At 54.4% G+C, this 14,630-nt stretch carries 9 protein-coding genes, 1 tRNA gene and 2 pseudogenes; 6 read left to right on the top strand and 6 right to left on the bottom strand.

What is annotated here, in order from left to right; genetic code table 11:
• Nucleotides 1-270: aldehyde dehydrogenase family protein (locus tag ACN0VI_RS14985; RefSeq protein ID WP_417447354.1), on the bottom strand; the 270-nt coding region annotated here is incomplete at its 3' end.
• 433 nt (nucleotides 271-703) lie between these two features.
• Here ACN0VI_RS14985 and ACN0VI_RS14990 point away from each other — a divergent pair.
• Nucleotides 704-780: transfer RNA gene (locus tag ACN0VI_RS14990), tRNA-Arg, on the top strand.
• 346 nt (nucleotides 781-1,126) lie between these two features.
• Here the strand turns inward: ACN0VI_RS14990 and ACN0VI_RS14995 are convergent.
• The 3 genes and pseudogenes from ACN0VI_RS14995 to ACN0VI_RS15005 form a co-directional block, all read right to left on the bottom strand.
• Nucleotides 1,127-2,158, bottom strand: a pseudogene (locus ACN0VI_RS14995) (MIT C-terminal domain-containing protein); the annotation flags it as partial.
• A gap of 231 nt (nucleotides 2,159-2,389) precedes the next feature.
• Nucleotides 2,390-2,964 (bottom strand): annotated as a pseudogene (locus ACN0VI_RS15000) (IS3 family transposase); the annotation flags it as partial.
• A 187-nt stretch (nucleotides 2,965-3,151) separates the two neighbouring features.
• A complete protein-coding gene (locus ACN0VI_RS15005; RefSeq protein ID WP_417447355.1) occupies nucleotides 3,152-3,352 on the bottom strand; it encodes a helix-turn-helix domain-containing protein in 201 nt (66 codons plus the stop codon).
• Nucleotides 3,353-3,500: 148 nt separating this feature from the next.
• Here ACN0VI_RS15005 and ACN0VI_RS15010 point away from each other — a divergent pair, with 148 nt between their 5' ends.
• From ACN0VI_RS15010 to ACN0VI_RS15025, 4 genes are read left to right on the top strand one after another with little or no spacing between them, the layout of a single operon-like run.
• A complete protein-coding gene (locus ACN0VI_RS15010; RefSeq protein ID WP_417447356.1) occupies nucleotides 3,501-3,737 on the top strand; it encodes a hypothetical protein in 237 nt (78 codons plus the stop codon).
• Nucleotides 3,730-4,932: an Arm DNA-binding domain-containing protein gene (locus ACN0VI_RS15015; RefSeq protein ID WP_417447357.1), complete on the top strand. Its 1,203-nt coding sequence runs from the start codon at nucleotides 3,730-3,732 to the stop codon at nucleotides 4,930-4,932. The genes ACN0VI_RS15010 and ACN0VI_RS15015 overlap by 8 nt, the downstream gene beginning before the upstream one ends.
• Nucleotides 4,925-5,170 (top strand): hypothetical protein, encoded by a 246-nt coding sequence (locus tag ACN0VI_RS15020; protein ID WP_417447358.1) that lies wholly within the window; start codon nucleotides 4,925-4,927, stop codon nucleotides 5,168-5,170. Before ACN0VI_RS15015 ends, ACN0VI_RS15020 begins: the two co-directional genes overlap by 8 nt.
• On the top strand, nucleotides 5,170-6,099 hold the full coding sequence (locus ACN0VI_RS15025) for an HD domain-containing protein (protein WP_417447359.1): 930 nt from the start codon (nucleotides 5,170-5,172) through the stop codon (nucleotides 6,097-6,099). The genes ACN0VI_RS15020 and ACN0VI_RS15025 overlap by 1 nt, the downstream gene beginning before the upstream one ends.
• 212 nt (nucleotides 6,100-6,311) lie before the next feature.
• On the opposite strand, the gene ACN0VI_RS15030 is transcribed toward ACN0VI_RS15025, so the two are convergent.
• Nucleotides 6,312-11,699 (bottom strand): hypothetical protein, encoded by a 5,388-nt coding sequence (locus tag ACN0VI_RS15030; RefSeq protein WP_417447360.1) that lies wholly within the window; start codon nucleotides 11,697-11,699, stop codon nucleotides 6,312-6,314.
• A gap of 579 nt (nucleotides 11,700-12,278) precedes the next feature.
• Between ACN0VI_RS15030 and ltrA the strand changes: the two genes are divergently transcribed.
• A complete protein-coding gene (gene ltrA / locus ACN0VI_RS15035; RefSeq protein WP_417447361.1) occupies nucleotides 12,279-13,793 on the top strand; it encodes a group II intron reverse transcriptase/maturase in 1,515 nt (504 codons plus the stop codon).
• Between the two features lie 140 nt (nucleotides 13,794-13,933).
• On the opposite strand, the gene ACN0VI_RS15040 is transcribed toward ltrA, so the two are convergent.
• A partial coding sequence (locus tag ACN0VI_RS15040; protein WP_417447362.1) for a bluetail domain-containing putative surface protein occupies nucleotides 13,934-14,630 on the bottom strand: 697 nt, incomplete at its 5' end.

Genomic DNA, 14,630 nt, shown 5'->3' on the forward strand with positions numbered 1-14,630 from the left:
CAGGTCGTCCTGGTTTTCCATCATCAGCTCGAACCAGCGGCGTAGCTTTTGCGAGCGCTCCTTGGCGGTCAGGTCACGCCAGGCCGGCAGTGCGCGCTCGGCCGCTTCGATGGCGCGACGGGTTTCCGCGGCGCCCATTTTCGGCACGCTGCCCAGGATATCGTTGCTGGCCGGGTTGTTGACCTTGATGGTCTGACCGCTGTCCGCGTCCTGCCAGGCGCCGTCGATATAAGCCTGCTGGCGGAACAGCTTGGTGTCTTTGAGTTGCATGGCAGTCTCCTGAGAGCCGGCAGGGTGCCGGGATTGGACCGAGGCCATCTGGCCGATTGGAAAGGCGATTGGCAGTGGAACTGCTCGAGTTAAGTCAGAGCAAGGGACAGCCCCAGGGTTCCTGCCGTGAGCTAAAGCGTTTGAGATATCGAACGCATGCTAGGCCTGCTGGCTGGCATCGGGCAACACCCTGTTCGGAAAAATTAACGCACCATAACCAGACCTGATGACGCCGCGATCGGCTATCAGAACCACAGCACTGCGCGCTGAGCAGCTGCCGAAGCGCCATGGACGACCGCAGACGACATGCGTATGATTGCGCCCGCAACGCACCAGTAGCTCAGCTGGATAGAGTACTGCCCTCCGAAGGCAGAACTAATTGAATTGAGCCCAGGTGCAGAAAGATGTCAAAATACGAAGGTTTTACCATCACGCACCCGTAGCTCAGCTGGATAGAGTACCGCCCTCCGAAGGCGGGGGTCACAGGTTCGAATCCTGTCGGGTGCGCCATTTTCTATCTATATTCAACGAGTTAGCTAATTACCACTGCTATTCCTTGTGTCTAAATCCATGGACACAGAAAAACAGTACTCACATTCCCCCCTCTGCCTGCTTCATCTCGTGACCTCTGCCTTATTCCTGCAAAAATCAGCCAAAAAAGCTCTGTGTCCAAAATGTGTCCATTCTGTGGCCACGGTATTTTCAGCTTTGCTCGGTTGCGCCAAATTTGAGTACTGCCCTAAAATCATAAAGTGTCGGAACAGAAGAGCTTTCTGAGAAGCTGGGGAAGATACGTCCTCGGCACAGGGTGGCAGTCAGTGCCACGCCCCAGCCATACTGTCGTCGAGCAAAAGCATTATTTGTTCACATCAGCCCGGATAAACGTCACCTCAAACGCCTTGCACTGACGGTATTCCTGTAACCGGTTGGCAAAGGTAAAAGCATCGTTCATCTCGTACTGCTGAAAAATATCCAGACCGCGATCCAGGGATATCTTCCAACCGTGATCCGTCACTATGTGTCGAGCATGGATAGTCCCGGTGCTATCGAATTCCCAGCTGAAGGCCACGCCGACCGAACTGGCAGACTCTTTGATCTTCTCGAAGTTTTCTTTTTGCTGATCGCCACGGAACTCGTCCTCGCCTGTTATCAGGTGCACGGCTATCTCTTCGTCTGGTGCCTTGCGTCTGACTATCACCTCCAGCAGCTCCATCAGGTTGCGCACCTGGTAAAACAGCCGCAGGTAGGGGTCGGTGATGGTTACTCTGGCGGCGCCCTGCAGGTAAGGCCCGAATAGATTATCGAAAGAAACCCCTTTCTGATTTTCTTGGAAGGTCAGGTGCTTTTCCGTCAACTCTGGCTCTGCCAGTGACACGGTTGCTGGACGCGTCTCAGCAAGCCTCTGGGGCGCTATATCCGGAGATGGATCCTCTGCCGTTCCGTCGACTGTCTTGTGGTAATAGCTGGGAAACTCCTCTTCTTCCAGAGTAGTGACTGCCTTCACGCCACCTGCCGCGTCGCTATAGGTGAAACTCACCTGGGCGTAGGTCGCATCGACTCGCATCAGTTGGTCTTTTACCCGCTTTCGCCCCTCGATAGAGAAGCGCAGTAACTCTTCAATTTCAGCGTCGGACGCATTCCCCTGGGGAAACAGGATCTTCGTCAGACCGGAGAAGGTTTTATTGATCCCATCCCGGTCACGGGTGGATATATCAGAGGACAATGTAAATTTCCCCTGATAACGATCCGAAAAATCGTAACTGCGAAGCGAGCGCAACACCTCGGCCAGATAATCAACGACAAAGCCAAAGCCGGTAGAGAACATCTCATTGCGCAGGTTGTCCATTTCCCAGCCCGGCAGGAACCAGTGCAAGCGGTCGAGAATCGCTTGGCCATCCGCGTTCCTATAGGCGAAACAACCCGCCGGTTGTGAATGACGCTGCGTATTTGGAACTCATCAGGAATCTGGGCCTTTAAAACAGTGCTGCCTTGAGCCATCCACCCTTGAAGGCCGACTATCTCAGGGGCGGACTCACAAAATAATCAAACGACGCGACACTGGCCTGTCGCTATCAATACTTTCAACCGCCCGCATTGTCCTGAGGCTCGTTGGCGTGAGTCATGCCGCCTGGGCAGACTCGGTAAGTTGTCGATAGTAGATCGCTTCGGCTTCCGCCGGCGGTATGTTCCCGATGGGCTCCAGCAATCGTCGATGGCTGAACCAGTCCACCCACTCCAGCGTTGCCAGTTCTACCGCCTCGCGACTCTGCCATGACCGCCGGGGATCAACTCGGCTTTGTACAGCCCGTTGATGGTCTCAGCCAGCGCATTGTCATAGGAGTCGCCGACGCTGCCCACTGACGGCTCAACGCCCGCTTCAGCCAGGCGCTCGGTGTAGCGGATAGAAACATATTGCACGCCGCGGTCGCTGTGATGGATGAGGCCACCTTGATCGACCGGGCGACGGGCATACAAAGCCTGCTCCAGCGCATCGAGAACGAAGTCGGTACGGGCCGAACTGGAGACCCGCCAGCCAACGATCCGTCAGGCGAACACGTCGATGACGAAGGCCACATAGACGAAGCCCTGCCAGGTGCTGACGTAGGTGAAGTCCGATACCCAGAACGCGTTTGGCCGCTCGGCGCGGAACTGGCGATTGACCTTGTCCAGCGGGCACGGAGTCGCCTGAACCGATTTTGGCGGCAATCGAGCAGACCGCAGCCCACTCCGACTCATGGTCGTCCTAGTGCTCCACTACAAGCCGAACCGCCCGCTCACGGACTTCGGGGGAATACTTCGTCGATGATTTCATGGCTCCATCCTCTCAAGAGTTGGAGCCTACGGGGAAGCCGGGGCGGTTCATCAGCGATGAGGGGCCAGCCTAATCCTGAAGCTCGAACAAATCCCCTACCTCGCACTCCAGGTACCTGCATAGCGCCTCGATCACCTCGAGATCTACCCGCGTCGCTGTCTCATGATAGAGACGCGTAATCGTCCCGCGATTGATGCCGGTATCCCTTGCCACGTCTATCAGTTTTAACTTCTTCGCCCCCATCAGGGTCGATAAATGACACTTGATCATGTTCCACCAAAGGTTTTTTTGATCTACAGAAAATCAAAAAGGCTTGCAAAATGTCTTTTAGTACGCATAATGCCCTACAGGAGACCATATTGACGGGATAGAGACCCGAAAGCTCTCCAGCCCTGAACAATAGCAGAGGACAAAGACCATGCCACAACTTTACCTGACCACTGATGAGCTGGCCGCTCGTATCAAGTATGACGCCAGAACAATCCGAGATCGCCTCAAGGACAGTGTCCTGCTTGAAGGCATTCACTACATCCGCCCCTTTGGTGGGCGCAAAATCCTTTACATCTGGGAAGCCATTGAGCGGGATATGGGTGGCCACTCAACTGAGAGCAGCATGGCCGTGCCAATGGCCCGTGGAGGGGTGTGCCATGGGTAATATTGTTGCTCGCCCGGAGACGGGAAAACTGTTCTTCGACTTCCGCTACAGAAACAAACGTTGTCGCGAGCAGACAGCACTGGATGACACGCCGGCCAACCGTCGCAAGCTCGAGGCCATTCTGAAAAAGATCGAAGCCGAGATAACCCTGGGCTCGTTCGGGTACGCCCGCTACTTCCCCGGGAGTAACAATGCGCGCAAGTTCAGCGAGGTCGATGCGCTCAAGACAGTTGTAAAACAACACGCAACGCCGCTATTCAACGATTTCGCTGATACCTGGTTTGCCGAAATGCAGGCTCAGTGGCGACGCTCGCACATTGATACGGTGGCAACCACCTTGCGCGCCTATTTGAAGCCAGAGTTTGGTGAGAAGGAGGTCGGCTCCATCACCAAGGCAGAGATTTTGTCTTTCCGTTCCCATCTCGCCAAAGTCAGAAACGGTAAAGGCAAACCCCTGTCAGCAGAGCGAATAAACCACATCATGACGCCTTTGCGCATGATCCTTAACGAAGCAGCCGACCGCCATGAGTTTACCTCACCCTATCAGGGCATCAAGTCTCTCAAGGTGCCGAGGACTGATGTTGAGCCCTTTACGGTTGAAGAAGTGCGACTGATTCTGCAGACGGTTCGCGAGGATTACCGCAACTATTACACCGTGCGGTTCTTCACCGGCATGCGCACCGGCGAGATCGACGGCCTGCAATGGCAGTTCGTGGATTTTGAAAGGCGGCAGATTCTGATTCGACAGGCGCGGGTCAAAGACGAGCTGGTCTACACCAAAAATGACGGATCTTTCCGCAGCATAGACATGTCCGGTCCGGTGTATGAGGCGCTGCAGGAGCAGAAGAAGGCCACCGGTCAGTTCGAGTATGTGTTCTGCGGCCGCACCGGCTCACCATTGGCACATCGCAATGTGACCCAACGGGTGTGGTATCCGCTGCTCCGTCATCTGGGGCTGCGCCAGCGCAGACCCTACCAAACGCGGCATACAGCGGCGACGCTATGGCTAGCCGCCGGTGAGGCGCCTGAATGGATTGCCCGGCAAATGGGCCATACCACCACCGAAATGCTGTTTCGTGTTTATTCCCGCTATGTGCCGAACCTGACCCGGCGCGACGGCTCGGCGATGGAGCGACTACTGCTACAGACGCTGAATACGAGCCAGCCTGCAGAAGTGGAGCACAACCATGCATGAATTCTCCCGTAATACATGCCGCCGGCTGGCCAGCGCCATGCAGGCTGCCCTGCAAATCCCAGAAGGTGATGCACTGGTTTTTCTGATGGGCAGGGGTACAGAGTCGAGCAATCTGGCGGCACTGGAAACCTGGGTCAGGGAAACACTGCCGCAGTTCGAGGAAGAATGCGGTCGTGCGGTTTTGCCCTATCTTCTGGAGCGGCTGGAACGCACATTGAATCAGTGGGGGGCTGCCTGATGAATCAGCCCATGCTCCTTGCTGCGCAGCAACCACACCAGGATACCTTCTGGCTGACGGGCTGCCTGATTGCCCAGCAGGCCTATCAGGTATCGCCACTGAACTCTGGGATCTTTCTCAGCATAGAGAATCTGTCTGGCAGCCATGAGGTGTTGCTCGAACTGCAGGATCATCCCGGCAACTGGCCCGCCAGTGGTCTGGTTGCCGTGAGTATTCGGGTAAGTCGACACGGCAATCACCTGCTCGGCTCCAGCGGACAGTTGGTCATCCCGGAGAGCTTTCAGTCGCTGACCCATTTGCCTGTCAGCATGATTGCCTCAGTGGATACCGTGATGGCTGTCGAGCAGTGGCTGCAACACTGCCCCTATCCGCCCCTGAAGGCGTTTGTCTATCAGGTGTTGGGGCAACCTTCTGTTGGCTGCGCGTTCTTCAGCCTGCCTGCCAGCGCCAATCACCACCACTGCCAGGCTGGTGGTCTGGCGCAGCACAGCCTTGAGGTGGCACAAGCGGTGTATGCGGTCAGCAGCAGTTTTGCCGAACATGAACGCTGGCTGGCCGCCGTTGCGGGTCTGCTGCATGATCTGGGCAAGGTACGCTGCTTTGATGCCGACGGGCGACGCACAGAAACCGGGTATCTGATCAGCCATGAACTGATTGGACTGGAACTGATTGTGCCGGCTTTGACTCATCTGGGTAGCGTCTGGGCCGATGGCGCCAACGCGCTGCGCTATCTGTTCGGCTGGATGCTGCACCCCCGCCAGCAAAGGCCGATGATGCCCATCGCTCTGACGATCCGCCAAGCTGACGTGATGAGCGCAGCCGCCGACAACCGGCAACGGGTGTTCAGTAACAAACCCGACTGGCAGACCTTTGCCAGATCAGACGCCCCAGGCCCTGTCAGCACCTACTGGCTGCCAAGACCACCGTAAGACCGGTCCGCCCAACACGCTTTTTTACTTTAACCAACCGACCCGACCAGCCCTTCCGGATTGTGCGTGACTGGAGCTGGGCTGATCTGGATGTAGGCGAAAAGATTACCGCAGACCTCGAACGCCAGGGACTGATTCACTGCTATAGTTTCGCGCGAGCCCTGATGCTCCCGGTTAGAAAGTTGTAGATGTGGTGAATAGATCGCTTACCCCTATTCAGACGAGGATTCCAAGTACAGGAATTGGGACGCTGTTGCCAACAAAAAAAGCAGTCTACGTAGCGATCGATAGCTGCCAATCTCCCGGGGAGATTGTAACTTTACTACGACGCGACCAACCTTGCCCCCAGCCTTCTCCTCAGGCAGCTTTTCCACTTTAAAACCAAGTTTCTCCAACCCGCCTAATAGGTTGTTGTCATAGCTAGCGTCCACGATAATCGTCCCACTTACTCCAAGCCTCTGAGCCATGTTCACAAGGGCACGAAGCTCCTTGAAGGTTGCCACCAAGCAGAGCGCCCCTGGTCTATGCGTCGAGTGCAACCAGGCCTCCACCCCTGCAAAAAAATCTCGCTGCTCCCCAGGCGCCATACCACCCAGCTGCATCGCTAGCTGCTCTAATAGCAGAGGCATCCGTTCGGTTTCAGTCCTATAAAGCTTTTGCGCCTGAGCTACAGGAAGTGTCGCTCTAACCACGGGGTCATTAGACCGCTCGGCCAAACTGTAGCCTCTATAACCGCTAAGAACTTCCACCTTCGTAGCCCGATCCACAATTGCTAGAACGATTGCAGGATCGACCTCTAGATGAATCGCCACCTCCATTGCCTGACCTGTGAGGCTAAACCTGCGCAATAATCGGTCAAATTCCACCAGCTTAGGTACCTTGGCCTGCCACATCTCCTGCCCAAGGAACTCCCCTGCATACTTTTCAGTTTCCACATTTGGACTTGGTATATCCGCACGCCAGCCACTAGTCCCCCCGCGTGACCGCCGACGGCGAGGCGTATTAGGAGAAACCCGCTCCGCGTACGCAATCGCAAAATCACTCAAAGATGTTTTCGCTATATCCGGATAGTACATAGAAGCAATCAGGTCCAGACAATGCGTGTAACTCCCCAGTGTTGTAACCTCGCTCGCATGCCCTACGCCTACCGAGATGCTTCGGAGCGCATAACACGCTTTTTCACTGGCATACTCTTGCCTAACCCAGGGCTTAAGGGTCTCATTATCAAAGCCCGGCATACTGACACCTTCAAGAGCGCCCACCTGTCGAGTTACGAGACCGTGACGAAGATGGTGGTACCTGATAGATCTATCTCCAGTTACCGCTTTCAACAGGCCACCCAAGTACTCAGCCACCACATGACGCGGCTGCAGCTCCCGGGAGCCAGCTGATGCGCGCATGAGAGGAATCAGCGTATCTTCTTCAAAATCTGGCTTTACTGTAGAAAGCAGCTTGTCGAGGACATCCACCTCGGTTTCACCGAGCTCCTCATACAAATAGGCGACCCGTGTTGAAGCATTCGTTTTGACCTCGCCGTGCGAGGTGCTGCGTATCACGAGGTAAAAACCATCTCCCTTACGCTGTACGTCCTGATACTGTAAGCGGAACGCCTCCCCGAAGCGCAAGCCGTACCTGTAGCCGAAGACCAGCAGCCCCGCACGCTGCCATCGTTCATAGTCAGACAGGCTGATATCCTGCAATACCGCCTCCAGTGCTCTACGGTACTCGTCATTGGTTATATAATTTGCATCAGCATGTATTTGCAGGTCCCCGCCGGCCGCGGCCAAGACTGGCCTCCAATCCAAGTCATCCGCCCAGTAGCGATCGGTCACAAATGTGTGGAATGCATACAACTGACGAGCCAAGTCGAACCGATTCTGTTTGGGCTCGCTTTCAATCACGTTTAGGTACAATCGTTCAAAATCATCTCCACCAAGCTCCAGAAAACTTCTCTGATCGGCAGCTGCATAACAAAGCCGGTTGGCAACAAGCTTCAAATACTTTTCAATGGTCGAGTACGCGAGGTCCGACTTATAGGACGTCCCATGCTGACACAGATGGACAGCCCAGGCGGCGAGCAGCCTAGGTAACGCTGGCCAAGATGGTGAGTTCGCTACAGCGCTTTGTAGCCGCTCTACAAGCTTGGCTTTCTGCTGCGATCTTACCCCTTTGCTAGCGGTCCTTTCGGCTGTCCGCCCATCCGCGACGAGCCCAGTCAACTCATGCAGAAAATCTTTAATGTCCTCTCTAGACCAAGAGGTTGCTGGGTTTCCGCAGCTCGAATATATCTCAATGAATCGGGGAGCCTCGGGCACCTTTGTCTTCTTTTTTAATACCTGCCCGCTCTCAACACGCACCCAAGCGGACAATGGCAGTGAGACTCTGCTGATGTCTCCAGCAGCAGCCGCAGCAACGTAACCCGGCGCCTCTAAAATCAGTCCAGCCTTGCTACTTGCCGCTAGACGGTCTAGTGGCTTTGCTCCGGGACTGCCTATCGAACCGAGAAACTTCTCAAAAGCATGCTCTGAAATTACAACCGCCGCGCGCTCGGCCCTTCTCGACCTGAAGAGTCCTTCAATTAGGCTGCTGCTAATCTTGTCCGGGAACCAACGAGTCACTGCACAAACTTCAGGATCATCGCTCAAAGGTATATCCACAAATAGACGATCACGGTAACGATAGGTACTAACCTGAAGCGCAGGACCCAACATTTTCAATCGATTTGAATTGGCTATACCTCCAAACAAAGCAGCACTACACACAATCTCAACTAACCGCCCCTTTTCTGTGGGATCCGCGCTCCGTCGCCCTTGTTGATCCAAGTAACCAATGAATGCGCTACGAAGATCAGTCAGGGTTCGATAGTGCTCAAGCGTTTTCTCAGAAAATGGCGAGGGCTCCAATCTGTTCAACGTATCCCATCGGGCATATTCTGCCTGTCTGATTAGCTCTTTACCGCCACGCTGCCTGAGCACGTACTTGTAAAGCAACTTGCGGCATCGACTCTTGGAGTATCCCCGTGCAGCCACCTCAATTTCCACGCGCTCAAACAGCTTTTCCAGGTCATCCTGGCGTATTTTGCCTGTCCTTGGAGGCTGTTCAGCGACCAACTCCTTGATCAGATCCTTGGCACTGGCTTGCTTACGCGTCCATGCAGCCAACCGCAGGTCGGGGCCCAGCTTGATTCTATCCAACGCACCTCCTCTATCTCGAACCGCTCCAGAGGAAGGCAAACGCATCCGATGACGTAGAACGTCCCAGCCTAAATCACGCAGCATTTTGTCTAGGCAGCTCCCGATTTCCTCTAGGGTTTTGAGCGTCGGCCAGGTGCTCTTCCTCCCCCAGGGATAATCTGCTCCGGTCATATGCCCCAACTGCAGTTGAACGCAATCAGCCCGACCTGTAATCCACAGCAACCGGGTCGCCATCGTATGTCGAAGAGCATTCACAGGGATTAACCAAAATCCCGACCATTGCGCGGCTAAACTCGATTCAGTGATCGGTAAATATTCACCTGGTTTTTGGGGGTCTAGGAGAAAAAAGAGAGGCAGCACGTCGACCTCTCCCTGGATCATCCGAATAATGCGGTAGGGTAAGGAGCTAGCGGGATACTCTTGTCGAAGATGCGCCGCTATCTTGGGCAGGTAGTCCAGATACTCCCTCATCTGGGACACAGCCAACTCTGGCAGCGCTACCAATCTCCAAGCGCGCTCCTGATCAGAAGCTTTGTCATTGATGAGTAACACGCCTCTGTCTAAGTCAAAGTGATGCAGTGCCGGAAAGGGATCACGAGCAGGCCTATGTCCTGTTCCCAGCAGCAACAAGGCCAGACAATAGCTAGTAAACGCATTATGACGATTGATGAGGTCGTCTTTTCGAACAATGGCCAATCGGAACTGTTCGGACAAACCCTCTCGGAGCCGTTGAATTGTTTCTGTAGTTGGAGTGTATCCAGTGAACGCCTCAGCATCGTACACAACATAAGAGGTGCTCTCGGAGCCATCCAGGAGGATCTGGACAGTCTGCGCATATCGATGAGCGAGCTCACGAACGCTATGCACAACGTAATAACTGAGTACTGGAGGCGCGTGATTAGATCGGCCTGAAAGGAAACAAACAGTCGTTGGATCTTGAAATCTTATTCCGACCTCAACTGCCAGTGCAGCAGATAAACGCTCGCGGCGAATGCGAGGGAAACGCGCAGAGTCACGCATTTTCTCCAGCATTAACCTGATATTTCTTCGAATCTTTTCCCTATCTCCTCCCATGCACGCCAGCAACGTCCCACCCCTACGACGAAGGCGCTTTTTTATCCAAGGCAGAATCATCGCGGGGAGTTGAAGATCTATGTAACCCTGATATGCCTCAAAAAGGGAGGCCAGCTCAGGCGGCGGCTCATATGCGTCCGGCGGTCGTACCAGCAATCGCCGATACGCACCATCAGCGCGGAAACTCCCGCCATCGCCTACTCTGGTGTCAAATAGGTCTTCGATCGGTATGCCTGTTACATACATTAGCAAAAGCGCAGCGGCACTATCCTGAGTACCCGAGTCTGATGAAGCTAAGGACGTCGATAACACGTGAACGACCCGCTGGCGCTCTACAGGTGTCAGCCGTGTGTACCTATTTGGCGTGATCCACTGATATCGGGCTTCCCATGACCGGTTCAGCAGATTATCTTCGTCCTCTGTTAGTTCGGAGGACACGTCGGGCCCGGCTGTGGCATCAAGGCACAGATCTTGGGTGTGAGCGGGAAGAGTCTTTTGGGTAAGAACAGAGGACGTAGAGCCGTCGCTGATTTCGTCGTACACTTCATGCCTAGTCAATAACTGCGGCTGCTCGTTTGCGCTACTACTACTTTCGTCTACAACTGCAGGCTTAATGGACACTAGCCCCGCCAGTCTAGATACCGCTCCGTAGAACGCGCTTTTCTTTAACCGATCCTCATCAAAAGTCTCGCTAATAAACTCCCCCATATCCACGAACATATAACCAATCTCTGGTAAACTATATGCGAGCTTTTTATAGGTATCACAAGGCGATACGACCGACCTAAGTAGAACCAATGCTATATGGCTAAAATCAAAGCTATTCGCATTGTTTATCAAGGCCCTAAAAAACAATATTTTGATCACAGAGTACGGCGGCCTCATCTCCATCTCTAGCCACTGCTCTTCCTCGGTAAGCTTTATAGGCTCCAGGAGGAACGCTGGGATCGGATATTTATAAGGATCAAAACCACTCGAATCAGCCTCATACCCTGAATCTGCCGCCTCCTCTGCCTTGTTCACCCCTTCTGAGCGAAGCTTCTTTACCTCCGTCTTAAACGCCTTTTTTTCCTTCTCAGAAAGCCGCTTGCGGAGCTTACTTATAGCGAGGCTCCACGACTCTAACCTTGCGTAATGAAAACCAAATATTTTTAAGCTTATAATTTCTTCGTATATTATTTCGACCAGTTCTAGGCAATGACTATCAGGAAAATCAGCATCAGCTCCAATGGCTTTTTCAATTTCCTGAAGAACCTCAACCTCCTCCAGTCGATATGCCTTTGAGCTTAAGGCCCCTCTATCAGAATGCTCATCCTTTCTTTTTATAGTCATAAAGAAACCCAATAATGCAAGTCGGGATATTCTTTCAATTATCCCTCAAGCGTGGGAGCCCACCTGAATAGCTGCCCCGGAGTACGCAGCGCGATCCGTCGACAAACCGCGTCAGAATGTAAAACTCCGTCATAATCCAGAAATAAAATTGTAGTGGTCAACTAATTTCGGACACTGCGATAGGTTGTTTTGCCTGCTGCCGCTCGTACGCTGTTGGCGCTTGATAGCTCAGGCTCGAGTGTAGGCGCACGTTGTTGTAGAAGCCGACGATGTAGTGCGCCAGCCAAGCTGGCAGTTGATAAAGGGTGAAAGTCCCTGCGAGAGAAGTTATGGCGAAACACCTCGACCCCGAGTCATGCGTTGTGCACCGTGAGGTGTACGGCGAAACGTTGGCAGGGGAAACCAGCAGGCCAGCCATTGAGCCGCGAAATCATGAGTCCAGGGCGCCGACGCTGTTATGCGAAGCGGAAGGCCACAGTGTGCATGACGATAATCGCAAGCCATGTTTCACGCCCTGCGCGGTCGTAGACCCTGAGCATGCTGGGAAGTCAACTGTACGGAAGCTGGGAGATCTCATCCGTGTCTGGTCGTGACAAGCCAGACGGGGCAGGAAAGGTCACAAGCCAAAAGCCTGCCGTCTACGCGGATGAGAAGTCGGATAACTCCGTAGTACCTGAGAAGTTGTCGAACAATGGGTTTTGCTCAGCGGAGACGATGGAGGAAAGGGAGTTAGCCAAGGGGAACAGCGAACAGCCTTCCGTATCCCGGACGCAGAGCCGGACAAGTGCGTTGTCAGGGTTGCTCGCTGTACGTCAAGCAGCTCGGCGAGATCGCCGGGTAAAGTTCACGAGCTTGCTGCACCACGTGACGGTCGAGCTATTGCACGAGAGTTTCTACAATCTCAAGCGAGACGCGGCCAGTGGTGTGGATGGTCTATCGTGGCGAGAGTACGAGCAAGGTCTGCTCACAAGGCTGACAGCCTTGCACGACAAAGTGCACAGTGGCCGCTATCGCGCCCAGCCTGTTCGGCGGGTGTTTATCCCAAAGGCAGATGGTAGCGAGCGCCCGCTGGGCGTAACCGCATTGGAAGACAAGATCGTCCAGACCGCAGTCGCGCAAGTGCTCAACGCAATTTATGAGCAGAACTTTCTCGGACTCTCGTATGGTTTTCGCCCAGGTCGAGGGCAACACGATGCATTGGATGCGTTATCGGTAGGAATACAGAACTCGCGTGTTCGTTGGATATTGGACGTGGATATTCGAGCGTTCTTTGACACCATCGATCACGAATGGATGATGTGCTTCCTGCAACACCGAATTGCGGATAGGCGAATGTTAGCGCTAATAGCTCGATGGCTGCGCACAGGTGTTCTCGAAAATGGAAAGCGCATTCCTGCGAAGCAAGGCACGCCGCAAGGTGCGCCCATTTCACCGTTGCTTGCCAACATCTACCTGCACTACGTGATGGACTTGTGGATCAGGCAATGGCGCGAGCGTACTGCACGAGGTCAGATGATTGCTGTGCGATACGCAGACGACAGTGTGCTTGGGTTTGAAAAGCATGAAGATGCATGGAGTTTTCGCCAAGCGTTGGAGGCTCGACTAGCCCAGTTCAACCTGACACTGCATCCAGAGAAAACACGTTTGCTACGGTTTGGCTGGTTTGCGATCGAAGATCGCAAGAAGCGCGGAGAAGGAAAACCGGAAACTTTCGATTTTCTCGGGTTCACGCATATCTGTGACAAAACCAAGAACGGGATGTTTGTGGTTAGACGCGTGACCATCGCCAAGCGTATGAGAACGACCATCAGGGAGATACGGGCGCAGTTACACAAGCGCAGACATGAGCCCGTCCCGGTAATCGGACAATGGTTGAGCCGTCTGTTTAAAGGTTACTGCAACTACTATCACGTACCCGGTAACACACGGCGACTGGATGCCTTTCGCCGTGAAGTGATCGGTGCGTGGAGGCATGCTCTTAAACGGCGAAGTCAGCGGCACCGTCTGAACTGGGAACGCATGGCTACGTTGGCCCGGCTATTCATACCCTATCCAAGAGAGCTACCAATGCATCCGTGGGGCGCTGATCCATGACCTTACGGCTGGACTCTCACCCAAAAGATTGCGCCCATTCTGGGCGCACAACAAAAACCCCACCTCCTTGTGAGAAGCGGGGTTTCCAAGAGTTCACCTATATCCCTCACTGAAGTGAGATATGTCTCCGGATGGGGAGGTTAGGCGAAGTAATCGCCAACTGCCAGTTGACCGACACCGCCTGGCGTTACGCCTACCAGCTGAATGAAAACGTCTGCAGTTGCGCTGAAGGCTTTGTCTGCATCATTCACATAGAGGTAAGTGCCCATAGCCGAACCGGCTTTGATTTCTACCAGGGAAGCAGCATTAGCTGCAGTACCCGAGAATGCCGCAGTTAGCGAAGCAGTCAGGTCATCACTTTCAGCAACGTCGGCTAGGCGTACCAGCTCAGTAGGTTGTGCTACTGCACCACCGGACACTGACAAGAGATCAATTTTATCGGTGCCAATAGTGAACCCGGTGAATATATCCATCCCAGCGAGCGTGGAGTGAGAGTCAGCGTCGCTGGCGGCAGCAGATTGCAGGGCAGCTGCGTCAGTTTTGTCTGCAGTAGCTTGCGCAGCGAAAACGTTGGCATCGGCCTGTTCGGCAGCGGTGGCGACACCGTCAGCGGCCAGGGCGTTGGCATCGGCCTGTTCGGCAGCAGTGGCGGCACCGGCAGCGGCCAGGGCGTTGGCATCGGCCTGTTCGGCAGCAGTGGCGGCACCGGCAGCGGCCAGGGCGTTGGCATCGGCCTGTTCGGCAGCAGTGGCGGCACCGGCAGCGGCCAGGGCGTTGGCATCGGCCTGTTCGGCAGCAGTGGCGGCACCGGCAGCGGCCAGGGCGTTGGCATCGGCC

It is taken from the genome of Kangiella sp. (assembly GCF_048265365.1).
GTDB lineage: Bacteria > Pseudomonadota > Gammaproteobacteria > Enterobacterales > Kangiellaceae > Kangiella.